At 55.8% G+C, this 24428-nt stretch carries 26 protein-coding genes; all 26 read right to left on the bottom strand.

All coding sequences use genetic code 11. From position 1 onward, the window contains the following. Position 1: 1 nt before the first annotated feature. A complete protein-coding gene (gene qcrB / locus ETR37_RS11925; RefSeq protein WP_011231676.1) occupies positions 2-676 on the bottom strand; it encodes a menaquinol-cytochrome c reductase cytochrome b subunit in 675 nt (224 codons plus the stop codon). Positions 677-679: 3 nt separating this feature from the next. After that, entirely contained in the window at positions 680-1189 is a 510-nt protein-coding gene (locus ETR37_RS11920) for a Rieske (2Fe-2S) protein (protein ID WP_011231677.1), read from the bottom strand. Between the two features lie 144 nt (positions 1190-1333). Next, the gene (locus tag ETR37_RS11915) at positions 1334-1789 is read right to left on the bottom strand and encodes a YpiF family protein (RefSeq protein ID WP_011231678.1); all 456 of its coding nucleotides are present in this window, start codon (positions 1787-1789) and stop codon (positions 1334-1336) included. An 88-nt stretch (positions 1790-1877) separates the two neighbouring features. After that, on the bottom strand, positions 1878-2411 hold the full coding sequence (locus tag ETR37_RS11910; RefSeq protein ID WP_013144907.1) for a ReoY family proteolytic degradation factor: 534 nt from the start codon (positions 2409-2411) through the stop codon (positions 1878-1880). Between the two features lie 56 nt (positions 2412-2467). Then, positions 2468-3724 (bottom strand): tetratricopeptide repeat protein, encoded by a 1257-nt coding sequence (locus ETR37_RS11905; RefSeq protein WP_023634018.1) that lies wholly within the window; start codon positions 3722-3724, stop codon positions 2468-2470. A 270-nt stretch (positions 3725-3994) separates the two neighbouring features. Further along, on the bottom strand, positions 3995-5278 hold the full coding sequence (aroA, locus tag ETR37_RS11900) for a 3-phosphoshikimate 1-carboxyvinyltransferase (RefSeq protein WP_021322190.1): 1284 nt from the start codon (positions 5276-5278) through the stop codon (positions 3995-3997). A 27-nt stretch (positions 5279-5305) separates the two neighbouring features. Continuing rightward, on the bottom strand, positions 5306-6409 hold the full coding sequence (locus tag ETR37_RS11895; protein ID WP_129447297.1) for a prephenate dehydrogenase: 1104 nt from the start codon (positions 6407-6409) through the stop codon (positions 5306-5308). 87 nt (positions 6410-6496) lie between these two features. After that, a complete protein-coding gene (gene hisC / locus ETR37_RS11890) occupies positions 6497-7594 on the bottom strand; it encodes a histidinol-phosphate transaminase (protein WP_081212530.1) in 1098 nt (365 codons plus the stop codon). A 31-nt stretch (positions 7595-7625) separates the two neighbouring features. Beyond that, a complete protein-coding gene (gene trpA / locus ETR37_RS11885; protein WP_015375265.1) occupies positions 7626-8432 on the bottom strand; it encodes a tryptophan synthase subunit alpha in 807 nt (268 codons plus the stop codon). Then, positions 8416-9630 carry a tryptophan synthase subunit beta gene (gene trpB, locus ETR37_RS11880; protein ID WP_015375266.1) on the bottom strand — a complete coding sequence of 405 codons (1215 nt, stop codon included), beginning with the start codon at positions 9628-9630 and terminating at the stop codon, positions 8416-8418. Before trpB ends, trpA begins: the two co-directional genes overlap by 17 nt. A gap of 349 nt (positions 9631-9979) precedes the next feature. Further along, positions 9980-10624 carry a phosphoribosylanthranilate isomerase gene (locus ETR37_RS11875; RefSeq protein WP_011231686.1) on the bottom strand — a complete coding sequence of 215 codons (645 nt, stop codon included), beginning with the start codon at positions 10622-10624 and terminating at the stop codon, positions 9980-9982. Further along, entirely contained in the window at positions 10611-11387 is a 777-nt protein-coding gene (trpC, locus tag ETR37_RS11870) for an indole-3-glycerol phosphate synthase TrpC (protein WP_033005824.1), read from the bottom strand. The genes ETR37_RS11875 and trpC overlap by 14 nt, the downstream gene beginning before the upstream one ends. Beyond that, positions 11380-12399 carry an anthranilate phosphoribosyltransferase gene (gene trpD / locus ETR37_RS11865; RefSeq protein WP_015375268.1) on the bottom strand — a complete coding sequence of 340 codons (1020 nt, stop codon included), beginning with the start codon at positions 12397-12399 and terminating at the stop codon, positions 11380-11382. The genes trpC and trpD overlap by 8 nt, the downstream gene beginning before the upstream one ends. After that, on the bottom strand, positions 12393-13919 hold the full coding sequence (trpE, locus tag ETR37_RS11860) for an anthranilate synthase component I (protein ID WP_011231689.1): 1527 nt from the start codon (positions 13917-13919) through the stop codon (positions 12393-12395). Before trpE ends, trpD begins: the two co-directional genes overlap by 7 nt. Before the next feature lie 232 nt (positions 13920-14151). Further along, the gene (aroH, locus tag ETR37_RS11855) at positions 14152-14532 is read right to left on the bottom strand and encodes a chorismate mutase (RefSeq protein ID WP_013144896.1); all 381 of its coding nucleotides are present in this window, start codon (positions 14530-14532) and stop codon (positions 14152-14154) included. After that, positions 14529-15629, bottom strand: coding sequence for a 3-dehydroquinate synthase (aroB, locus tag ETR37_RS11850; RefSeq protein WP_013144895.1), 1101 nt, complete (start codon positions 15627-15629; stop codon positions 14529-14531). Before aroB ends, aroH begins: the two co-directional genes overlap by 4 nt. 2 nt (positions 15630-15631) lie before the next feature. After that, complete coding sequence (gene aroC / locus ETR37_RS11845) at positions 15632-16798, bottom strand: chorismate synthase (protein ID WP_011231692.1); 1167 nt, start codon at positions 16796-16798, stop codon at positions 15632-15634. A 100-nt stretch (positions 16799-16898) separates the two neighbouring features. Continuing rightward, positions 16899-17669: a CheR family methyltransferase gene (locus tag ETR37_RS11840; protein WP_015375271.1), complete on the bottom strand. Its 771-nt coding sequence runs from the start codon at positions 17667-17669 to the stop codon at positions 16899-16901. 72 nt (positions 17670-17741) lie between these two features. Further along, complete coding sequence (ndk, locus tag ETR37_RS11835; RefSeq protein WP_013524132.1) at positions 17742-18191, bottom strand: nucleoside-diphosphate kinase; 450 nt, start codon at positions 18189-18191, stop codon at positions 17742-17744. Between the two features lie 98 nt (positions 18192-18289). Next, on the bottom strand, positions 18290-19252 hold the full coding sequence (hepT, locus tag ETR37_RS11830) for a heptaprenyl diphosphate synthase component II (RefSeq protein WP_129447306.1): 963 nt from the start codon (positions 19250-19252) through the stop codon (positions 18290-18292). Positions 19253-19267: 15 nt separating this feature from the next. Further along, complete coding sequence (gene menG / locus ETR37_RS11825; protein ID WP_015375273.1) at positions 19268-19972, bottom strand: demethylmenaquinone methyltransferase; 705 nt, start codon at positions 19970-19972, stop codon at positions 19268-19270. Between the two features lie 4 nt (positions 19973-19976). Continuing rightward, positions 19977-20756, bottom strand: a complete 780-nt coding sequence (locus ETR37_RS11820; RefSeq protein WP_081132682.1) for a heptaprenyl diphosphate synthase component 1 — start codon at positions 20754-20756, stop codon at positions 19977-19979. Between the two features lie 115 nt (positions 20757-20871). Beyond that, a complete protein-coding gene (gene mtrB, locus ETR37_RS11815; RefSeq protein ID WP_011231698.1) occupies positions 20872-21096 on the bottom strand; it encodes a trp RNA-binding attenuation protein MtrB in 225 nt (74 codons plus the stop codon). A 12-nt stretch (positions 21097-21108) separates the two neighbouring features. Next, positions 21109-21675 (bottom strand): GTP cyclohydrolase I FolE, encoded by a 567-nt coding sequence (gene folE / locus ETR37_RS11810; protein ID WP_013144889.1) that lies wholly within the window; start codon positions 21673-21675, stop codon positions 21109-21111. Between the two features lie 128 nt (positions 21676-21803). Then, positions 21804-22076: an HU family DNA-binding protein gene (locus ETR37_RS11805; RefSeq protein WP_008879623.1), complete on the bottom strand. Its 273-nt coding sequence runs from the start codon at positions 22074-22076 to the stop codon at positions 21804-21806. A gap of 774 nt (positions 22077-22850) precedes the next feature. Next, the gene (spoIVA, locus tag ETR37_RS11795; RefSeq protein ID WP_011231701.1) at positions 22851-24329 is read right to left on the bottom strand and encodes a stage IV sporulation protein A; all 1479 of its coding nucleotides are present in this window, start codon (positions 24327-24329) and stop codon (positions 22851-22853) included. Positions 24330-24428 lie beyond the last annotated feature (99 nt).

Below are 24428 nucleotides of genomic sequence, written 5' to 3'. Positions count from 1 at the left end.
ATCATAGCGGACCGGAAATGCCTTGTCTGCGAATCATTAAAAAGTGCGCTGCCATTAAGCCGAGCAAAGCGGCCGGCAAGAAGAAGACGTGAATGGCAAAAAAGCGCGTCAACGTTTGCGCGCCGACAATTTCCGGGTCCCCAGCTAACAGCGTCTTAATGGCCGGGCCAATGAGCGGCGTCGCTTCCGCGATTTGCAAACCAACTTTCGTCGCAAACAGCGCTTTCATATCCCACGGCAACAAGTAGCCGGTGAAGCCAAGACCCATCATCACCATAAAGATCAATACGCCGACGATCCAGTTCATTTCGCGCGGCTTTTTATAAGCCCCTTGGAAAAAGACGCGCAGCGTATGTAAAAACATCATGACGATGACCAAGCTCGCCCCCCAATGGTGCATGCCGCGCACAATTTGGCCGAACGCCACTTCGTTTTGCAAGTAATACACCGATTCCCACGCGTTTTTAATATCCGGGACGTAGTACATCGTCAAAAACATGCCTGACAAAATTTGAATGACCGTGACAAAAAACGTCAGCCCGCCGAAACAATAGACAAAGGCGGAAAAGTGATGGGCGGGGTTGACGTGCTCCGGAACTTCGTGATCGGCGATATCCCGCCATAAAGGCGTAATATCTAAGCGTTCATCGACCCAGTCATACAGCTTGTTTAACACGCATTACGCCTCCTTTCTTGGTTTCGCCTTGCCTAAATACAGCTTGCCGTCTTTCACTTTGTACTCGTAACGGTCAAGCGGAGCTTGCGGCGGCGTCCCCGGAACGTTCGTGCCGTCCTTCTCATAGCGCCCATAGTGGCATGGGCAGAAAAACTGGTTCGGATGCTCTTTGTCCGTGTTCCAGTCGACCGTACAGCCAAGGTGTTTGCAGATCGGCGACAGGGCGATGATCTCCCCTTTGTCCGTTTTATACACCCATGCTGATTTTGGCTCTTCCGACTCGTACCAAGCGTCTTTCACCTTCACTTTAAAGTCGAAGCGCTTCGGTTCGGTCGTAATCTCTTTGACGTCTGCTACCGCGACCATCTCCGTCCCTGCTTCATCCTTCAAGATCGGATCGAAAGCAAAACGGAGCATCGGCATCAGCATTCCTGCCGCCATAAAACCGCCGACGCCGGTCAGCGTGTAGTTTAAAAACTGACGTCTCGTTACACGATGTTTGTTGTCGCTCATCGTCTTCCCCCCTCTATGCAAAATCAAGTCCGCACCGGACGATTGTATGTATAACACATATGGAAAACTAGGACATTCTAATGATAGCTCAATTGCTGGACAAGGTCAATATCGCAGGCGGCAAAACGTCGGACTTTGCCGCGTCTACTCTTGCGCCCATCGACCGATGAGAAAGCGGAGCAGCTCGGCGGCCTGCTCTCTGACAAGCTCGTGCTTGTACGATTCACCCATGCTCTCGAGCGGAACAACCGGAACGAACCAAACGCGGTCAGCTTCTTCGCCCTCTTGCCACGCACGGTCGCACGTCACATAAAACAGATGCTTCATTCCTTCCCGCTTAAGCCGGTTGGTCCAATCCGCCAGCCTTTCGGTAAGCAGCGCCCGCGGCTCATCGGCAAAATACACAAACGACGGCATCAAAAACAACCGGCCCTTCAGCTGCCGCTCGACCTCGGCCGCGATGAGCCCGACAAGCTCCCCGCCGGAAGCGAGCCGCTTCGCTCCTTGGCCGAAAGCCACCGGCAAAAGCGGAAGGAGCGCCGTGTCGATGTAGTCGCGCTCTCGTTCATAGAGGGCGACGTCCTCGCCTGTCCACTTCATTCGTACTCTCCTTTTCCTCAAAGTTTCTTCCCTTCATCACCATACCATATTTTTCGGCAAAAGAAAAACCTTGCCGGCGGCAAGGTTTTTACAATTTGTTTAATTCATCGGTCAGGCGGCGGAACGCCTCTTCATCATGGCGGTCAAGCGCCTCATCGATCAGCTTCATGAGCCGCCCGCGCCGGAATTCGTAAATGGAGCGTTCCAAAAACTGCTCGGCGAGGCGCTGGTCGTTTTCGCTCACTTGCGCCTGCTTCGGCGCATACGGGTTTTCCTCAAGCACAGCGACATATTGCGGCGAGTGAAAAGAAGCGCGGAAATTCAGTTGAATGTAAATATCTTCGTCGCGGTTTAAACGGATGTCATGGAACGATTTCTCTGCATCGGTTGTCATCACATTGCCTTTGTAAAAACGGAACGGCACATCGTCGACGCAGTGAGTCGACATAATGATGCCGCGCGGGCAATATTGGGCATTCTCGACAAAATGCACCTTTTGCATGAGCTGGTCATGGCTCATCAAATAGTTTAAAATCCAGACACACTCGCGCCGCTTCAACTGATAGTGGCTTAAAAACCAACGGATAAACTCTTTTTTCTCATTGACGGATACGTGCGTCATTGTGCGCTTCCCCCTCGATCGGTTTCCAAGAAAGAGGTTGGGCCACCGCTTCTCCCCTACTCTTCGAGCTCAAGCAGCATCTCCGCCGCCTCCGTATGGGTTGGGTCGAGACGGACGATCTGTTGAAATATTTCTTTCGCCGCCGCCCGATTTCCTTCCTCGATGAGAAAATATCCGTACTCTTCGAGGAACTCGACATTGTGCTTAAAGAAATTATATGCCTCGCTGTAATGATTTAATGCATCGTCGTACATCTCAAGCCGATGTTTGGCGCGCCCAAGGTCCCATTCAAACTGCGGATCGTACTCGCCATCGGCCATCGCCTGCTCAAGAAGCGCCACGACATCCTCATAGCGCTGTTCGTTTAGCCAAAGCGCCGATAAAACCGTGAGCGCCTCGATGTACCCGCCATCGATCTCAAGCGCTTTTTTCAAATGTTCCTCTGCCTCCTCCGGCTTGTTCAGCTTGAGCGCCAGCTTGCCTGCGTAAAGACGGAGCTCTTTGTTCCATTCGTCGACGCCGATGCCCTCAAGCGCCGTCTCATAGCTTTGCACGAGCCGTCCTTCTTGTTCATACGCTTTCGCCAAATAAAGGTAAAGCGGAGTGTAGTCCGGATCGAGCTCTTTTAAAGCGCTGAGCTTATCGATGGCCGTTTGTGTATAGCCGGCCTGCAACGCGGTGAATCCGTAGGCGAACAGCGTCCGACTGTCCATTTTTTCATTGAGCGCCTCCTCATAATACGGAAGCGCCGCCTCGAATTCCCCGGAACGGCTGAGCGCCTCAGCGATCCGCTCAGTGATCAAGACGCCGGCCATCTCCTTATTCGTCTTCCGCACCTGTTCATAAAGCGGCACGCTTTTTGAGTATTCCCCGTGCGAAAAATACAACTCAGCCAACGCAAACTGCACGATCGGCTCATCTGGAGCTTTCTCGTACGCTTGACGCAGCTTCCGCTCGCTCACTTCCGCCAGCCCTTGCATTTCGTACAAATCGGCGGCAAGAAGGCACGCGCGGACAAACTGCGGATCGTCTTCGTCGATCTCCGACAAAATGGCGAGCGCTTCCTCTTCGGCTTCAAGCTCCGTATACACTTCCGCCAAAAACAGGCGAATGTCGCCGTCATCCGGATAGCGGGCAGCCAGCTCCTCAAGCAGCTCCTTCGCCTCTTCCGGCATTCCCCATCCGTACAAGCAGTCGGCAAGCGCGTATTTTTCTTCATCACTTCCATATTTTTTCACTTTCGGCACGAGCGCCAACGCTTGGTCGACGTTTCCGTTTTCCACTAAGCGAATGATTTGTTCGACGCGTGTCATCGTTTCGTCAGCCCTCTCTTGCGGCAGGCGGCCATCCGCCTTTGCCATTCAAATCGTTATGTACTGTTACAATGGGAACATGAATGATGATAATCGATCATGGCCGTTTCCGCAACCAAACCGCTCGCCGTCTGGAAGGTGCGTCGTTTTTTCATCCAGAAACAGGAAATGTATCCGCTTTCAAAAAATACGGAGCCCTTCCTCTCACTGACAATATATGAACGAACAACGCAAAATATGACCGCCCGCCCGCTTGGGGCGGGAGGCCTTTTACAGCAGCGAACGGAGGTCGGCAAAAAACGCCGGATAGGAAACGGCGACCGCTTCCGAACGCTCGAGGCGGACCGTCCCTTTGGCGATGCAGGCAGCAACGGCGAGCATCATGCCGATGCGGTGGTCGCCATGGCTGTCGACAACAATCCCGTCGGCATAAAGCGGCGTTTTGCCGCGGATCATCATGCCGTCGTCGGTTGCTTCGATGTCAGCGCCGAGTTTTTTCAACTCGGTGACGACCGTATGGATCCGATTCGTCTCTTTCACCTTCAGTTCGCTCGCGTCTTTGATGACGGTCGTTCCTTCCGCCTGCGTCGCGAGCAAGGCAATGATCGGAATTTCGTCGATCAATCTTGGAATCAGATCCCCGCCGATTTCGACCGCCCGAAGCGTCGACGTGCGGACCGTAATATCACCGACCGGCTCGGTTTCCTCGTGGCGGACGTTGTCAATCGCAATATCCGCCCCCATTTGTGTAAGCACATCGATGATGCCGGTCCGCGTTGGATTTAAGCCGACGTTTTTCAGCGTAATTTCGCTGTTTGGCACAATGGCGCCGGCGACAAGGAAAAAGGCGGCTGACGAAATATCGCCGGGAACGTAAATGTGCGTCCCGCGCAAGCGTTGCGGACCGGCCACCGAGACGGTCAAGCCATCCACATTCACTTCACCGCCAAACAACCGAACCATCCGCTCGGTATGATCGCGCGAGCGGTGCGGCTCAGCAACAGACGTCACACCGTCAGCGAATAAGCCGGCGAGCAAAATGGCCGATTTTACTTGCGCGCTCGCCACCGGCGAAGTGTAGCGAAGCGGGCGAAGCGCGCCGCCGCGGATGGAAAGCGGCGTATAATTGCCGCCCTCACGCCCGTCAATACGCGCTCCCATTTCGCGAAGCGGCTTCGTCACCCGCCCCATCGGTCGCTTGGCGATCGATTCATCGCCGACAAGGCAGGCGTGAAACGGCTGGCCGGCCAAAATGCCCAAAAGCAGGCGCGCCGTCGTTCCCGAGTTGCCGACATCAAGCACCGCAGCCGGCTCGCGCAGCCCGCCGGGGCCGGCTCCTTCGACAACGACTGTCGTCCCGTCCTGGCGAATGTCAACGCCGAGTTTCCGGAAACAGTCGATCGTGCTTAAACAGTCCGCCCCAGGCAAAAAATGGTCAATCACCGTCCGTCCAGAAGCAAGCGCCCCGAGCATGACGGCGCGATGGGAAATCGATTTGTCGCCAGGGACTTCGATCATTCCTCGGAGCGACGACACGTTGGTTGGCAACTGCATGCAAAATCCCTCCATTGTTTTTCCTTGCTACCCTTCATAGGTGGCATAGTTCGTATGTTTGGCGAGGCACGCTTTCGCCCGCGCCCGATCGTCTTCGCTTTGGAAGCTGAGGCGGAGCACGCCGTAAATTTCTTCGCGCGTCTCAATGATGCGGATGTTCGTGATGCTGATGTTTTCTTCGGCCAAATAGCCGGTCACTTCGGAGATGACGCCCGGATAATCCGGCACGTCGACATACAAATCGTAAAACGACGGAATCGCTCCTTTCGTTCTCGACGGCAGCCCGTCGCGAAACTGTTTCGCCTCCAAAAAGTAATGGTAAATCGCGATGCTGTTTTCTTCTTCGACAAACGAACGCAGCCGCTCCATTTCGGCGATCCAGCGGTCAAAGAGCGCAAGCAGTTCATGCTTGTTATGGATAAAAATATCGCGCCACATTTCCGGATTGCTCGACGCGATGCGGGTGATGTCGCGGAAGCCGCCGGCCGCCAGCCGGCTGACGAGGGCGTTTTCGCACTCGTATTCGCGCGCCTGATGAACGAGGCTCGCCGCAATCAAATGCGGAAAATGGCTGATTACGCCAGTGATGCGGTCATGCTCTTTGGGCGTTAAGATGACAAACTGCGCTTTCGTTCCCGCAAGCCACTGTTTCAACGCCTCGACTTGCTGCGGCGGCACATCGTCCGTCGGCGTCAAAATGTAAAAGGCGTTTTCAAACAGATGAGCCCTTGCCGCCGCCACACCGCTTTTATGCGACCCGGCCATCGGATGGCCGCCGATGAACGCTACGCCATGATCCAACAGGCGGCGGGCGCCTTGGACGATGCGCTGCTTCGTGCTGCCGACATCGGTCACGATCACGCCGCGCTTCAACCGCTCGAGCGGCATCGATGAAAGCAGCGCCTCCGTCTGCATGACCGGAACGGCCAGAACGATCAAATCCGCCTGTCCGTATCCGTCTTCGGGCGAATGGGCGGCTTCGTCGATCACCTTGAGCGAACGCGCCAAGCCGAGCTGCCGCTCATTGACGTCGTAGCCGATGATCATCGCCTCCGGATGCGCTTTTTTAATCGCCAATGCAATCGATCCGCCGATCAAGCCGAGGCCGACAATGAACACTTTTCCTTCCAATCGTCCCACCTACTTTATGTAAACGTGCGCCCGCTGCTTTTGAAAAGCAACGGGCCGATCTTTTCTATCCATCCCGCCGCTGAACGGTCAGGCGAGCTGTTTTTCCCGAAGCAGTTGCGAAACGAGTTCCAACACCCGGTCGTTTTGCTCTTTCGTGCCAACCGTCACACGCACGCCGGTCGGCAGCCCAAGCGCTTGGCCCGAGCGGACAATGACGCCGCGCTCCAGCAAATAGCGGAACACTTCGTCGCCATCCAACCCGAAATCAATGAACAAAAAGTTTGTCTGCGACGGGTAATACTTCAGGCCGTTCTCCTCGCAAAAGCGATAATACCGCTCAAGCTCGGCGCGATTTCGTTCGACGCAGGCGCGGATGAACGCTTGATCGTCAAGTGCGGCCGCCGCGGCCGCTTGGGCGATGGTCGACGTGTTAAACGGCTCGCGCGCCGGCTCGACGGCGCGGATGAGCGTCTCACTCGCCACGCCGTAGCCGACGCGGAGCGCAGCGAGCCCGTATGCTTTCGAGAACGTGCGCATGACGACAAGCTGCTCGTACTCGTTTAAAAGCGGCACCGTTTGCGGGTAGTCGGGCGCCGTCGCATATTCGTAGTACGCTTCGTCCACGACGACAAGCACATGACGCGGCACGCGATCCAAAAAGGCGCGCAGCTCGGTGTCATTCACATACGTGCCCGTCGGGTTGTTCGGATTGCAAATCCAGACGATGCGCGTGTTTTCATCGATCACAGCAAGCATCGCCTCCAAATCATGACGCCCATCAACAAGCGGCACTTCGCGCACCTCGGCCCGCTCGATGATGGCATTGTGCCGGTATTGCGGGAATGTCGGCGCCGCCATCACTGTATTCGCCCCCGGCTCTAAAAAGGCGCGGCAAAGAATTTGCACCACCTCATCCGAACCGTTGCCAAACAGAAGCTGTGTTTCCTTGACGCCAAGATGCTTCGCCACCTTTTCGCGCAACGTGCGGGCGCAGCCGTCCGGATAGACGGCGAGGCGGTCAAGCTCAGCGGCGATGGCCGCTTTTGCCGATGGCGACGAACCGTACGGATTCTCGTTAGAAGCAAGTTTAATAATCTCAGGCAAGCCATATTGCCGTTTGACTTCTTCGATCGATTTTCCCGGCTGGTACGGAGAAAGACCCCGGAGCGATTCCTTTACTTGCATGATTGTCGCCAACTCCTTCAATTCGGAACTTTTAGCGCGAAGAATAGGCTTCTCGAAGCGGCGCGGCAAGCGAACGGGCGTAGGCAGCAAACTCGGCGACGGCCGCTTCCCTTTCGTCCGGCGCCTGCAACCTCGGAGCCAGCTGCTCGACTTTTTGCACGAGCGCGCTGCCGACGACAACGCCGTCGCACACCTCTTTCAACATCGCGACTTGCTCCGGCGCCGAAATGCCAAAGCCGACGGCGACCGGGACGCGGCTATGCCGCTTCACTTCGCGGAGGAAATCGCCGAGCGTCTCCGGCAGCGTCTCACGCACGCCTGTAACGCCTAGCGAGGAGACGCAATACAAAAACCCTTGCGCCGCCGAAGCGATCCGCTCGATCCGCTGCTTCGACGTCGGCGCAACAAGCGAAATGAGCGGGAGACCAAACCGTTCGCCAAGTTCGCGGAGCGGACCGCTTTCCTCAAACGGCAAATCGGGAATGAGCACGCCGTCGGCGCCATTTTCCCGCGCTAAAGCAAAAAAGGATTCTTCTCCTAATTGTAACACAGGATTGTAATACGTAAAGAGAATAATCGGAATGTTTACCCCTTTTTTTCGCATCTCGCCAATAAGCTGAATGGCTTTCGGCAGCGTCATGCCCCCGTCAAGCGCCCTTGCGGCGGCGCGTTGAATCGTCGGTCCGTCAGCGAGCGGGTCGGAGTACGGCACGCCAAGCTCCAATATGTCAGCGCCGGCCTCCTCAAGCGCCAAGGCGAGATCGATCGTCACATCGGGAGCCGGATCACCGGCAACGATAAACGGGATAAATAGCGGCGGATTAACGGACAGTGGCAATGTCTTCACCTTCCCTCGCACCAAGATGGCGCATCATCGTTTGCACATCTTTATCTCCGCGGCCGGACAGGCAAATGAGCACCGTTTCATCCGGCGGCATCTCGCGGGCGAGCTCGACGGCTTTCGCCACCGCATGGGCCGACTCGATGGCCGGAATGATGCCTTCCGTTTGCGCCAACAATTGAAACGCAGCGACGGCCTCGGCATCGGTCGCGCTTTCGTAGCGGACGCGGCCAATGCTCGCCAAATACGCATGTTCCGGGCCGACGCCGGGGTAATCAAGGCCGGCTGAGATCGAATACGGTTCGAGAATTTGTCCGTACTCGTCTTGCAACAGGTAGGTCATCGCCCCGTGTATGACCCCTTTCGTCCCTTTTGTGATGGTCGCCGCATGGTGCGGAGTGTCGATCCCTTTGCCGGCCGCCTCGACGCCGACGAGGCGGACGTCATCTTGCAAAAACGGGTAAAACATGCCGATGGCGTTGCTGCCGCCGCCGACGCAGGCAACGATGACATCCGGCAGCTTCCCTTCACGGGCGAGAAACTGTTCTTTCGCTTCATCGCCAATCACGCGCTGAAACTCGCGCACCATTTTCGGGTACGGATGCGGACCGACGACCGAGCCGATCATGTAAAAATGGTCGTCGCAGTGGGCGACCCAATAGCGAATTGCTTCGTTCGTCGCATCTTTCAACGTTCGGTTGCCGCTTGACACCGGCACGACTTCGGCGCCCAACAGCTTCATGCGAAACACGTTCAGCTCCTGCCGCTTGATGTCTTCTTCGCCCATAAAAACGATGCAATCCATGCCGAAATGGGCGGCCACCGTCGCCGCGGCGACGCCGTGCTGGCCGGCTCCGGTTTCAGCGATCAGCTTTTTCTTGCCCATCCGTTTTGCCAAAAGCGCCTGGCCGATCGCGTTGTTGATTTTATGGGCGCCCGTATGGTTTAAATCTTCGCGCTTTAAATACATTTTCGCGCCGCCGACTTGCCGTGTCAAATTTGGCGCGAACGTGAGCGGGGTCGGGCGACCGGAGTAATGCTGCAAAATGCGGATGTATTCTTGTTTGAACGATTCATCGGCAAGCGCTTTGTCAAGCTCCGCTTCGATTTCCTCAAGCGGAAGCATGAGCGTCTCAGGGACAAACTTGCCGCCGAAATCGCCAAACCGGCCGTATTCATTCGGAACGCGTTCCATCATCTAACCCCACCTTCTCCTTCATAAAAGTTGAAAGACGAAGAGCCGCATTTCTTCAAAGTGCCTGTGTTTGTTAACCGTCCGAGCGTCAGCGCCGTCTTTTGGCCCTTCGCTTTGTTATTTTTTTATCAGGTGTGTTGATGAACCAATAAAAAGTCTGTTGAGAAGGCTCTAGTCCGAGCTTTTCTGCCGTAGTCGGCAAGCGGCTCGCTCATGCTGCCGCATGCCCTCCTCGAACAATGAACGCTTTGCGGGCAAATGTCATTCGCCCGCCGGCGTTCTTGTTCGAGGGAAGAGGCAGAAAATTGTGTTCAGCCATATCATTCTGTGTTTTTTCGTACATAACGGATCATCGACACCCGTGATGTTTTATTTTTTCTTCGATTTGTTTCATCTTCGTTGGATCTTTGCGTCCGTCCGTTTCAATGCCGCTGCTGATATCGATGCCATCCGGGCGGTAGACAAGCAGCCGCTCGATATTGTCCGGAGTGATGCCGCCGGCGATGAAGCACGGCACGCCTTGGCGGGCCGCCTCTTCCAAATAGTGCGGCACCGCCTCCCAATCAAAAGCGACGCCCGTCCCCCCCCAGGCGCCGGCGGCGCGGCTGTCAACGACGTAGCCATCGGCAATGCCAGCGTACTGCCTCATCGCCGCAAGCGCACCGTCGCCATGGTGGATCGCCTTCCAGACGGAAAGCGGCACCGCCTCTTTCACCGCCGCCAGCTCCGCCGGCGTTTCACGGCCGTGGCATTGGATGACATGAAGCGGCAGCTCGGCGGCGACAGCGGCGATCCGCCTAACAGGGGCGTTGACAAAGACGCCGACAAGTTGCTTTGCGCCAAGCTTATGGGGCTCAAGCCATTGCTGCACTTCACTCGGAGAGACGTTCCGCCTGCTTTCGGCGAAAATAAAGCCGAGGTAATCAGCCCCGCTCGCGATAGCGGCCTGCACGTCTTCAGCCGAACGGTTGCCGCAATATTTAATTCGAATCATCCCCATCTTCCTCCCCAAACAGCCGGTAGACCGCTCGCTCCACATCATCTTGGCGCATGAGCGACTCGCCGACGAGCATGGCCTGCGCTCCGTACGATTTGACCGTCTTCACATCATTGAAGGAACCGATCCCGCTTTCGCTGACGATGACGCACGATGGCGGGATGAGCGGAGCGAGCGTTTTGGTCGCCTCAAGTGTTGTCACAAAGGTATGCAAGTCGCGGTTGTTGATGCCGACGATCTCCGGCGTAAACCGATCGAAAATCCGCTCGAGCGTCTCTTTCGCATGCACCTCGACCAAACATTCGAGCCCCAAGCTGTACGCTTCATGATAGAGCTCCTCGAGCGTTTCCGGCGGGAGCGCCTCGCCGATCAATAAAATCGCATCCGCCCCGAGTCGGACGCTTTCCTCGACTTGCCGCCGATCGATGATGAAATCTTTGCGCAGCACGGGAACGTTAACCGCTTCTTTCACCGCTCGCAAATAGCGGCGATGCCCTTGGAAATACCGTTCATCCGTCAGCACGCTGATCGCGTCGGCACCGGCGCGCTCATATGCTTTCGCGATGGCCACCGGGTCAAAATCCGGGCGAATGATGCCTTTTGACGGCGACGCTTTTTTCACCTCAGCGATCAAGCCAAGCATCCGCCGCGGCCGACGGAGCGCCGCCGCAAATGGCCGGCGCTTTCGCTCTGGCAATGGCGCCGGCAGCGTCAACGTTTCCACTTCTTCCCGTTTGGCTGCTAAAATTTGCTCAAGCATCATGAATCACTTCCTTCGCCCGCAGGCGTTGCAGTTGTTCGTATGCGGTTTTGGACAAAATGGCCTCTTTCGCCATCGCCACTCCTTCGGCAATCGTTTCAGCTTTGCCGGCGGCATACAGGGCGGCGCCGGCGTTCAGCGCAACGATATTGATGGCGCTCTCCGGCGCTGTTCCCGCCATCACCGCCTCAAGAAGCGCGGCGCTCTCTTCCGGATCGCGCACTTGCACATCGGCAAGCTCGCCGCGCGGCAAGCCGGCGTCTTCTGGTGCGATGACAAAGCGGCGGATCGCACCGTCTTTCAACTCCACGACATCCGTTTCTGCAGCGATGCTGCATTCATCAAGCCCATCGCGCCCGGTGACAAACAACACATGTTCCGAGCCGAGGCGGCGCATCGCCTCCGCCAATTTCTCAGCGTAGCAGGTCGAATAGACGCCGACGACTTGCCGCTTGCAGCGCGCCGGATTGGCGAGCGGGCCGATCAAGTTGAAAACGGTGCGGAAACCGATTTCCTTCCGCGGCCCGGCGGCGTGTTTCATCGCCGCGTGATAGAGCGGGGCGAACAAAAACGCCAGCCCTTTCGTTTCCAACGCCTGTTTGGCGGCCGACGGCGACGTTTGAATGTCGATGCCGAGCCGCTCGAGCACATCAGCGCTGCCGCTTTTTGACGAAACAGCGCGGTTGCCGTGCTTGGCGACTTTGACGCCAAGCGATGAAATGACGATCGCCGCGGCGGTGGAAACGTTGAATGTCGCCGCCCCATCGCCGCCCGTGCCGCACGTATCGATAACATCATCACTAGCCTCAATGGCAGTCATCCGGTCGCGCATCGCCCGCACAAATCCGACGAGCTCATCGACTGTCTCTCCGCGCAGGCGGAGCATGGACAACAGACTTGCGATTTGACTGTCCGTCGCCTCGCCGGACATGATGATATTCATCGCCGCATACGCTTCGTCTTCCGTCAACGCTTTCCCTTCCGCACATTTTACAAGCAGCTGCTTCAACATACGGCCCTCTCCCCTTTCGCAAATAGTCGTTCCGCTTGTTCAATCGCATTCATCAAGGCGCTCGCCTTATTGCGCGTCTCTTTCCACTCCAGTTCCGGAACGGAGTCGGCGACAATGCCGGCGCCGGCTTGCACATAGGCATAGCCGTCTTTCACGACCGCTGTCCGGATGGCGATGCACGAATCGATGTTGCCATCAAACCCGATATAGGCAATCGCTCCGGCATACAGCCCCCTTGCTGTCGGCTCGAGTTCCTGCAAAATTTGCATCGCCCGCACTTTCGGCGCCCCGCTCACCGTTCCAGCCGGAAAGGCGGCAAGGAGTGCATCGATCGGGTGGACGTTGTCGTCCAGTTCACCGACGACTTTGGAAATTAAGTGCATCACGTGTGAAAATTTGCCGATCTGAAGCAACACCGGCACCTCGACCGTTCCGTACTTGGCGACCCGGCCGATGTCGTTGCGCGCCAAATCGACAAGCATATAATGCTCAGCCCGTTCTTTCGGGTCGTGGTACAGCTCATCAGCCAGCCTCTCGTCTTCCTCCGGCGATCGGCCGCGCCGCCGTGTGCCGGCAATCGGATCGATTTCAACGCGCCGACGGTGCACTTGAATCAGTTTTTCCGGCGAACTGCCGACAATTTCCACACCATCAAGCTGGAAATAAAACATGTACGGCGACGGGTTGATGTATCGGAGCAGCCGATAAATGGCAAAGCCTCCGGCTTGAACCGGCACGCAGAAACGCTGCGACAGAACCGCTTGAAACACATCGCCGGCCGCGATGTACCGTTTCACGGCCTCCACATCGCGCAAAAACTGTTTTTTGTCATAGTTGGACACCGCTTTGGCAAACGAGGCGGTCCGCCCCGATTCGCTTTCCGCCGGCAAGAGCGGCTGCTCGGCTTGAGGGCGGGCCGCTTTCGCCGCGAGATCGGCCATGCGCCGTTCGGCCGCGCGGTACGCTTCGATTTTCTCTTCCTCCGTTTCGTTGCCGCTCAACCGAATATAGTGAATGACGAGCAACTCACGCTTTTTTTGGTCAAACGCAAACAGCGATTCACAAAATACGAAATAGGCCGTCTTCATCGGCACATCGCGGTTTTTGTGGCGCGGCACTTTTTCGATGGCGGAAATGAAATCGTAACCTAAAAACCCAACTGCACCGCCTGTAAACGGCACCGTCTCGGCAAGCGGCTTGACGGCAAGCGTCCGCTCGACCCATTGAAACGCTTCTTTCAGCGTCGGTGCGGTGATTTGTTCGTTCCCGTTTTCGTCCTTCACCGAAAACGTTTCGCCGGTTTCGCTCTCCAGCGTCAAAAACGGCGCCACACCGATGAACGAATAGCGCGCCCACGGTGATTCGTCATCCTTGCTTTCAAGCAAAAACACGGCTTCCTCGCGCAAATTGGCAAACACGCCGAGCGGCTCAATGACATCGGCTACAAATTTGCGCACAATCGGGATGGTTCGAAATTCGTTCGCTTCCGTCAAAAAAGCGGCCAGCCCATCAGCAGACATCACTTCTCCTCCCTTCATGATCAGCGGGCGGAGAATGAGGGTTTATGAGGCGAAAAAAGAGAGGGAAAAGAAACGCCCAAAGACGACCGTCTTTGGGCAGATGTCGGCGAATGAAAAAACGCTCACCTCAGCTAAACTCGCTCATTCTCATCTACCCTACGCTCGCTCTCCACTCTCGCTCCACTTCTAACGCCCCCGATGTCTCAGGGGCAAAGAGGTTATTTTCACTATATTACATTTCTGTTTTTTTTGTCAACGACAAATCCGGGCGCAACACGACCGCCCCTTTTAAATACACGTGGCAGATCTCTTCTTGCTGTTTCTCAGTCGCCACCGTCATCATGACGCGAATGCAGCGCGGCAATGAACCGGGCACCGGAATTTCCCTCGTGCACATGACCGGCACATATGTCCAGCCGTCCAAACGGCGCAGCGCCTGCGCCGGAAACGCGGCGGTGATGTCGTCGGTGACGGAAATGAGCACAAACGACACATCAGAAGCGGCGACATCGTTTGCGCGGATCATTTCACGAAGCAACGTTTCCGTTGCCGCCACGATTTCCTCGGCGTCATTTCGATCCACTGTAATCGCTCCGCGAATGCCGCGAATCATCCTTTCCCCCCCTGTCTGGAAAACTCGTCCAGCCACGTGAGCAGGTTGTCGTCTTCGAGTTCCACCACTTCCACGTCGCCGATCTCACAGAGAAGCACCATCCGCACTGTTCCGGCGTACGCTTTTTTGTCGCCTTTCATCTTCTCAAGCAGGCGGCGCGTCTGAACCGTTGTCGGCAGCGACACCGGGAAGCCGTATCCGGCGAACCAGTCGGCCAATCGATGCTCAGCGAACGACCGGCCGTAAAACCGTTCGCTGACAAAGACGGCAAACAGCATGCCAACCGCAACCGCCTCCCCGTGAGTGAGCGCGCCGTAGCCTAACTCGCTTTCCAGCGCATGGCCGAGCGTATGGCCGAAATTCAAATGGGCGCGCACCCCGGTTTCTTTTTCATCCTCACGCACGACGGACGCCTTAATGTCAATGCCCTTTTCAATGCAATAGGCGAGTTTCTCGCCGCGCAAGTCGGCGAGCGTCTTGATTTCCGCGCGCAGCCAGTCGTAAAAGCGGCGGTCGCGGATCAGCGCATGTTTGATCACCTCGGCAAACCCGGACCGAAGCTCGCGCTCGGGCAGCGTGCGCAAAAAGGAGGTGTCATACACAACTGCTTCCGGCTGATGGAAGGCGCCGATCATATTTTTGCCGAGCGGATGGTTGATGGCGACTTTGCCGCCGACGGCGCTGTCATGGGCCAAGAGTGTCGTCGGCATTTGAATGTAACGGATGCCGCGCATATAGGTGGCGGCGACAAACCCAGCCAAATCGCCGACAACGCCGCCGCCAAGCGCAATGATAACCGAGCGGCGGTCGAGGCCGCACTGCAATGCCGCTGTCTGGCAAGCGTAATAATGATCAAATGACTTGGCCGCCTCCCCGCTTGGAATGACGTAGGCGTACACGTCATACTCAGCGGCGGCAAGCAACGCCCGCACCTCATCCAAATAAAGAGGCGCCACAGTATCGTCGGTAACGATGAAAAGTTTTGTCCCTGGCGGACAGGAGAGCGACCGAAGCAAGCTTGGCAACACGCGGGCCGCCCCATCGCCCAAAAGAAGCGGATAGCGCTTCGTCGCCGTTTCAATCGTCCGTTCGATCATCGTCAAAACTCCTTTGCATAGCGGCGGGCGCGTTCCACATTTTCCTTAATCAAGTCCATCCGATCCTGCCCAAACTGCTCAACGATCGCCGCCGCCACTTCCCAGGCGACAACGGCCTCAGCGACAACGCTCGCCGCCGGCACGGCGCAGCTGTCCGATCGCTCAATGCTTGCCGCAAACGGCTCTTTCGTCTCGATATCCACGCTTTGAAGCGGCTTGTACAGCGTCGGGATCGGCTTCATCACTCCGCGCACGACGATCGGCATCCCGGTCGTCACCCCGCCTTCAAAGCCGCCCGCCCGGTTCGTCCGGCGCGAAAAGCCTTGTTCTGGGCTCCAAATGATTTCATCGTGCACTTCGCTTCCCGGGCGGCGCGCCGCCTCAAAGCCGATCCCGAATTCAACGCCTTTAAACGCGTTGATGCTGACGATCGCGGCCGCGATTTTCGCATCAAGCTTTCGGTCGTAATGGACGTAGCTGCCCACTCCGGCCGGAACACCTTCAACGATCACTTCAACGATGCCGCCGATCGAATCACCGTTTTTCTTCGCCCAATCGATCGCTTCCATCATTTTTTGCCCCGCCTCCGGGTCAAAGCAGCGCACCGGTGATTCTTCCGTCACTGCCTGCAATTCTTCAAGCGAACGATAATCGAGCTTCTTTGCGCGCACGCCGCCGATTTCGATGACATGACCGGCGACGCGGATGCCGACCTCCTCCAAAATGCGTTTTGCCACCGCTCCAGCCGCCACGCGCACCGTCGTTTCACGCGCCGACGAGCGCTCCAGCACGTTGCGCATATCGCGATGTCCGTATTTCAGGGCGCCGTTTAAATCGGCATGCCCTGGGCGCGGACGCGTCACTTTCCGCTTCACTTCCGCTTCGTCATCAATCGGCTCAACCGCCATAATCGTTTGCCAATGTTTAAAATCACGATTCTCGACAACGAGCGCAATCGGCGAGCCGAGCGTTTTCCCGTGCCGAACGCCGCCTGTGATTTTCACTTCATCTTTTTCAATCTGCATGCGGCGGCCGCGTCCGTATCCTTTTTGCCGGCGCGCCAGCTCTTTATTGATGTGCTCGGCGCGCAGCTCAAGCCCGGCCGGCACTCCTTCCAAAATGGCCGTCAATTGCGGCCCATGCGATTCCCCTGCCGTCAAATACCGCATGTTTGTCTCTCCCTTCAGGTCTTTAACGCGTTTAAGTAAAAATATATCATAAATTCGAAAAATGAAAATAGTTTCAGGAAAAAAAGAAGCCGGCGCGGAGCTATTTTTTTCGGTAAAAAAACGTCTCTTCGACTTCAAAACCGTACAGGCCGGGATTGAAAATCTGCTCGGTGCTGCCGACAAACAGCACGCCTCCCGTCCGGAGCGCGTCGTGAAATTTGCGATACAGCATCCGCTTCGCCTCTTCCGTAAAATAAATGAGCACGTTGCGGCAGACGATCAAATCCATGTTGCGCGGAAACGGATCTGCGAGCAAGTTGTGCTTTTGAAACTTGACCGTTTGTTTAATCTTTTCGTCTATTTTATAATATTCGCCTTCTTTCGTAAAAAACTTTTTTCTCATTTCCTCGGGCAGCTCTACAAGCGACCGTTCGCTGTACAAACCGAGGCGCGCGCGGGCGAGCGCATTATCGTCAATGTCGGTCGCCAACACCGACACGCGGTGAAGCGGCAATCGTTTTGCGAGCACCATCGCGAGCGTATACGGCTCCTCGCCGGTTGAGCAGGCAGCGCTCCACACGTTCGGGCGCGGGTTTTCCGCCAATAGCCGCGGCAAAATGGTGTGCTCAAGCACCTCCCAACGCTTGGCGTTCCGGTAAAACTCCGAGACGTTGATCGTCATCCGATCCAAGCATTCATGCCATAGCGCCGGCTCTTTCTCCATCGCTGCAAACAGCTCGGCAAAGCTTTTTAGCCCTTTTTTCATGTACAACGACGCCAAACGCCGCTTCATTTGGGCTTCCTTATATAGCGATAAGTCAATGCCTGTTTTTCGCTTTACTTTGGCAATGAACTGCGCATAATCGTCCATCGTCGCCTGTCCCTCTCCCCTGTCAATGTACAAAAACGGCAAAAACCGGCCGAATGGCGGCCGGTCTTCGCATCAGTACAGCCATGCATTGATCTGTTTCGAATAGCTGACGAGCTCTTCTTCTTTAAAGAACAAGCTGATTTCGCGTTCGGCGCTTTGCGGCGAGTCGGAGCCGTGGATAACGTTTTTGCCGACCGTCAAGCCGAAATCGCCGCGGATCGTGCCAGGAGCAGCCTCCTGCGGATTCGTTTTCCCCATCATTTGCCGGGCGGCGGCGATCACGTTCTCGCCCTCCCACACCATGGCAAACACTGGCCCCGAGGTGATAAAGTCGACAAGCTCGCCGAAAAACGGGCGCTCCTTATGTTCAGCGTAATGTTGCTCGGCGAGTTCGCGCGACACTTGCATCAGCTTCGCGCCGACAAGCTGGAAGCCTTTTTTTTCAAAACGGGCGACAATCTCGCCGATCAAATTGCGCTGAACCCCGTCCGGTTTTACCATGATGAATGTCCGTTCTGCCATTCGCTCTCCACCTCTACTGTCGTATGTACTGGGAAACGGATTCCCACCCATCATAGTATCATTGTTTTCCGCCGTTGGCAACAGCGTCCTTGAAAGCGCTAATAATCCCTTTTCCCAATGTAGAGGGCGAGATCATGAAGCAGCGTGCGCGCTTCGTTGGCCGGCAGCTCGCCAAGCAGGCGAAGCGCCTTTTCCAAATAGCGGTCGCTTAGCGCATACGATCGTTCGATGGCGTCTGTCTGTTTAATGGCCGCTAGCACCGCCGCCATCTCCTCGGCATCCGTGTCCGCGTTGACGGCCGTAATTTTTGCCCGCACCTGTTCATCACAAAGGGCATACAGCACGGGGAGGGTGACGTTTCCTTGCTGCAAGTCGCTTCCGGCCGGCTTGCCGAGCTGCTCTTCCGTGCCGGTGAAATCGAGAATGTCATCGGTAATTTGAAACGACATGCCGACGTAATGGCCGAACCAATACAGCCGGTTGGCCACCGCCTCCGGCACGCCGGCGGCAAGGGCGCCAAGCTGGCAGCTGGCGGCGATCAATAGCGCCGTTTTTCGGCGGATGCGCCGCAAGTACGTGCGAAGCGGCTGATCAAATCGGTATTTATCCTTGATTTGCTCGATTTCCCCGTGGCACACTTCAACGATCGTTTTCGCCAGCACTTGATGAGCGCGGGGGCTGTCAAGCTCCGCCATCCGCTCAAGCGAACGGGCGAAGAGGTAATCGCCTGTATACATGGCAAAGCGGTTGCTCCATCTCGCCTTGATCGTCGGCCGGCCGCGCCGCACGTCGGCGTCATCGATGACATCGTCGTGAACGAGCGATGCCATATGGATGAGTTCGAGCGCTACGGCTACATGTTTAATCCGTTCGAAATCATAATGGCCAAAGCGGGCGGACAGCAAGACAAAAACGGGACGGATGCGCTTTCCGCCCGCTTGCAATAAATGGAGCGCCGCTTCCCCGAGCGGCCCGTATTCGGATCGGACCGTCCGCTCCAGCTCCTCTTCGACCGCCGCCAAATCATCGCTTAAAAACGAATACATCGCCTTTAACTTCATGGTGTTCACCTTGACTCATCGTTTATAGCCTAAATGCATGGCCGCTACGCCGAACGTGTACGGTTTGACCTCGACATCGACGAAACCGGCTTCGCGGAACATCTCGGCCAGCTCGTCCCGCCCTGGAAATTCGCGCGCCGATTCCTGCAGCCACGAGTATTCCTCATAGCTTTTCGCCAACAGCTTGCCAAACAGCGGCATAATAAACCGAAAATAAAAATAGTAAAGCTGGCGGAAACCAAACAACGTCGGCTGCGACGTTTCCAGACAGACGGTCATGCCGCCCGGCTTGGTGACGCGGTGCATTTCCTTAAGCACCGTCATATAATCAGGAACGTTGCGCAAGCCAAAGCCGATCGTCACATAATCGAACGAATTGTCGGGAAACGGCAGCTGCATGGCGTTGCCGTGAATGAGCTTGACATTGCCGAGGCCGCGCGCCTTCACCTTTTGTTCGCCGACTTTCAGCATGTTTTCGCTGAAGTCAAGGCCGTACACTTCCCCCTCCGGCCCGACCGCCTCAGCCAGCGCGATCGCCCAGTCGGCCGTTCCGCAGCAAACGTCGAGCGCCCTTTTCCCTTTTTGCACATTCATCCTCCGCATGACGTCTTCGCGCCATTTCAAATGGCGGCGGAAGCTGATGACAGAATTCATCCGGTCATAATGTGCAGAAATGTTTTCAAATACGCGATGGACTCGCTCTTCTTTCGATTGATGCATCGTTCTACCCTTCTTCCACCGACTTTTTGACGATGGCTTGAAATCCGCCGGCAAGTTCCGCCATGCGAAACCGCAGCAGGTCGTTCATCGGCAAATTCGCCGCCAGCAGCGCTTCCTTGCAATGGTCAATATAACGCTCGCAAAGGCGAAGCAAATGCCGCTTTTGTTCTTTCGTCAGCCCTTTGGCCCATGGAAAGGCGATATGCGCCATTTGCTCAAACAGCATCGATGACCCAGTGCGGACGAACGCTTCCTGCTCAAGCAGCAAGCGCCGCAACAGCAAGTAATGGCCGGAAAATCCCCCCCATTGCGGCGCCCCGATGCGCTCGGCAAGCTTCGCAAGCAACGCCGACTCGATCGTGCCGACCGCGGCGAACAGCGTCTCGATCCGCTCCACCTTTTTTTCATACAGCCGCACTTTTTGCTCATTCATCTCGCGGACCGCTTCGGCGAACAAACGGATGAGCGCAACATCGCCCGAGCGCGCCAGCAAGTCGTAATAAAGCCCGCTGTACAAGTCGCCGGCCAAAACGACAAGCTGCCGCGTCCGCAAATCGCCGCCGCGGTCTGTCACCTGATCATGGGTGTCAAGGGCGATTTGCATGAGCATCATGGCGATGATGCACCGGTCCGGCTCATTTGGCGCCGCCGGAGCATCCATCATCATCGACAGCGAAAGCAGCAGCCGGTCTTCATCAACAGCCGGCGCCGGCACATGCGCGCGCAAATACGAATGGTCAAGCAGCCGTTCGATTTGTTCCTTCAATGACGCCAATTTCACCATGATGTCATTCACTCTTCTCACCCTTGTCCCCCAAAAAATATCCGCACCGCCATGACGGACTCCATTATAACATAATTTTGTCGAAAACGCTCTAGTTTGCTAGAAATTTGCCGGTTTACTTTTTCCCTTCCGATTCAACCACACCGTGGCGCGTTTGAATATACGCTTTTCCTCTCACTTTGATCGCCGACGTATGTTCCGTGAACTGAGCAATCAACACTTCGCCTTTGTCAAGCTTTTCCGAATGGTGAAATCTTGTGTCCGCGCCGCGCGTCAGCCCGATGACGTTCACCCCGTCTTCGAGCGCTTTAATGACGACAAAATCACTGTTTGTGTACATCCTCTTCCCTCCTTACGCTTTGATTAACGAAAGCACTTCAGCGCGGGCGTTGGCATCTGTTTCAAACACGCCGCGCACCGCTGTTGTCACTGTTTTGGCTCCCGGTTTTTTCACCCCGCGCATCGTCATGCACATATGCTCCGCCTCAACAACGACCATCACCCCATGCGGCTCAAGCGCCTCGACGATCGAATCAGCGATCGTTGCCGTGATGCGCTCTTGCAGCTGCGGGCGGCGCGCCACCGCCTCAACGGCTCGAGCGAGCTTGCTCAGCCCGGTCACTTTCCCTTCCCGCGGAATATAGGCGACGTGGGCAGCGCCAAAAAACGGCACTAAATGGTGTTCGCACATCGAATAAAACGGAATATCTTTGACGAGCACAAGCTCCTCATGTTCCTCGCTGAATACGGTTTGAAAGTGTTGCTTCGGGTCTTCCTGCAGCCCAGCGAACACCTCGGCATACATTTTCGCCACCCTCTTCGGCGTATCGACGAGCCCTTCGCGGTTTGGATCTTCCCCGATCGCCTCAAGAATGAGGCGGACCGCATATTCAATTTGCGCAAAATTGATCTCTGGCATACAAACAACATCCTCCTGCATCATAAAAGCTGCATGTAATCCGATTCTAGCATAGGGAGCCAAAAAAAACAAAAAAGAAGGGCCGGTGGATCACCTGCCCTTCCCTCCTGCGCTCCTGCTATGTAGGCTTACTTGACGGCATCTTTCAATGCTTTGCCCGGTTTGAATGCAGGAACTTTGCTTGCCGGAATTTCCATTTCTTCGCCCGTTTGCGGGTTGCGTCCTTTCCGGGCGGCGCGCTCGCGCACTTCAAAGTTTCCAAAACCGATTAATTGCACTTTATCGCCTTTTCGCAGCGCTTCTGTAATCGAATCAAACACCGCATCAACGGCTTTTGTCGCATCTTTTTTGGAAAGACCGCTTGTTTCAGCGACTGCGTTGATCAATTCCGTTTTGTTCATGCCATTCACCTCCTCCCAAGGGGCTGGTCTTGTTTACTACCATTTGTGCACACTTTTCTGCTTTTCTATACATAGACATCCAATTCCAGCGGCAAGAAGGCCCGCGCGCCGCGCCGGCGCAGCCAATCATTCTATGTTTGCCCCGCGACAGTCCGCCTAAGATGCGTCTATGCCGCCGGCTGAAGCCCCTTCCCAACAGTTTGGGCTCCTCCTGTTTTCGCCGGGCGCAAACGAAGCCAAGGGCGAGGAAAACCGCCTTCTTCCCGCCAACAGGCGGTGACATGCCTAATCTTAACCAATTGACCGCGGAAATTCAACATCTTTTTTCGCAAAAACGGCCAATTTTAGGCATATTTCACCAAAACAACGATTTCAGATAAAAGATTACCATAACGCCATGCCCATAATCAAGTGCCAATCCTGATTTCTCAAGGGTTTTGGCGATTTTTTCCCTTTGCCACTTAGCAACTGAAAAAATGGCATCAAAAAAGCTCCCTTGTCGGGAGCTTGGCGCGCGGCCTCCGCTTTTCTTTCTGTCTAGCTGCGGCGCCTAGCTCTCTTCTGCCAAATAACCTTCCCCCTCGGGGTGCAAGCACCCCCTGCGGGTGAAGAACATTTGGCTTCGAGAGCTAATCTCGGCGCCTCCGCTTTTCTTATTGTCTAGCTGCGGCCGCTAGCTCCCTTCCGCAAAATAACCTCCGCCCTCGAAGTGCAAGCACTTCTGCGGGCGGAGAACATTTTGCCTCGGGAGCTTGGCGCGCGGCCTCCGCTTTTCTATAAAATAATCGCGATGAGGCCGCCAGAGCCTTCGTTGATGATGCGCTCAAGCGTTTCTTTCAGCTTGTAGCGGGCGTTTTCCGGCATGAGCGCGAGTTTCGCCTGAATGCCTTCACGGACGATGGAGCTGAGCGAGCGGCCGAAAATGTCAGAGTTCCAAATCGACAGCGGATCGTCTTCGAAGTCTTGCATTAAATAGCGGACGAGCTCTTCGCTTTGCTTTTCCGTGCCAATGATCGGGGCAAACTCCGATTCGACGTCAACTTTGATCATATGAATCGACGGCGCAACGGCTTTCAAACGGACGCCAAAGCGCGACCCTTGGCGGATGATTTCCGGTTCGTCAAGACTCATGTCAGACAAAGCGGGCGCAGCGATGCCGTAGCCGGTTTGTTTGACCATTTTCAGCGCGTCGGCGATTTGGTCATATTCCGCTTTCGCATGGGCGAAGTCTTGCATGAGCTGAAGCAGATGGTCTTTGCCGCGAATCTCGACGCCGACGATTTCTTTTAAAATTTGATCGTACAGCTCATCCGGTGCATACAAGTCAATTTCGGCGATCCCTTGCCCCATTTCGATGCCGGCAAGCGCCGCTTTTTCGATGAAATCGTACTCGGCAAACTGCTGCACAACCCGGTCGACGTCGCGCAGCCGTTTGATGTCTTTGACGGTGTCGCGCACCGCTTCTTGGTAGCTTTCGCGCAGCCAATGATCTTCGCGCAGCACCATCACCCAGCTCGGCAAGTTGACGTTCACTTCAAGCACCGGGAATTCATATAATGCTTCGCGAAGCACGTTATACACGTCGGCTTCGCGCATGCTTTCCACGCTCATGGCGAGCACCGGAATGTCGTACTTTTCGGCGAGCTCGCGGCGAAGCGCCTCGGTTTCCGGATGGTGTGGCCGAACGGTGTTGACGATCATAATGAACGGCTTGCCGACTTCTTTGAGCTCGCTAATGACCCGTTCTTCCGCTTCGACATAGTCTTGGCGCGGAATTTCCCCGATCGTGCCGTCCGTCGTAATGACAACTCCAATCGTCGAATGTTCTTGGATGACTTTTCTTGTCCCGATTTCCGCCGCCTCTTGGAACGGGATCGGCTCTTCATACCAAGGCGTGTGGATCATCCGCGGCCCGTTTTCGTCTTCATATCCTTTTGCGCCGGGCACGGCGTAGCCGACGCAGTCGACAAGACGGATGTTGACTTCAAGACCCTCATCAACTTTCACCGTCACCGCCTGGTTTGGCACGAACTTCGGTTCTGTCGTCATGATCGTCTTGCCGGCGGCGCTTTGCGGCAGTTCATCTTGGGCGCGCGCTTTATCGGCTTCGTTTTTAATGTTCGGAATCACGACCAACTCCATAAACCGTTTAATAAACGTCGATTTTCCGGTGCGGACGGCGCCGACAACCCCTAAATAAATGTCGCCGCCGGTCCGCTCGGCGATATCTTTAAAAATATCGACCTTTTCCAAATGACTCCCCTCCAGTCCTTCGGTCGTTATAAGAAACAGTGGAATGAGCTAGCATAGTCGGACACTATATGCATATGATGTTGTCCGATTCGGTTATGA

The sequence above is a fragment of the Geobacillus sp. PK12 genome (assembly GCF_004123125.1).
In the GTDB taxonomy this organism is placed as follows: Bacteria; Bacillota; Bacilli; order Bacillales; family Anoxybacillaceae; genus Geobacillus; species Geobacillus zalihae.
This window is presented reverse-complemented; position numbering and strand designations above follow the sequence as displayed.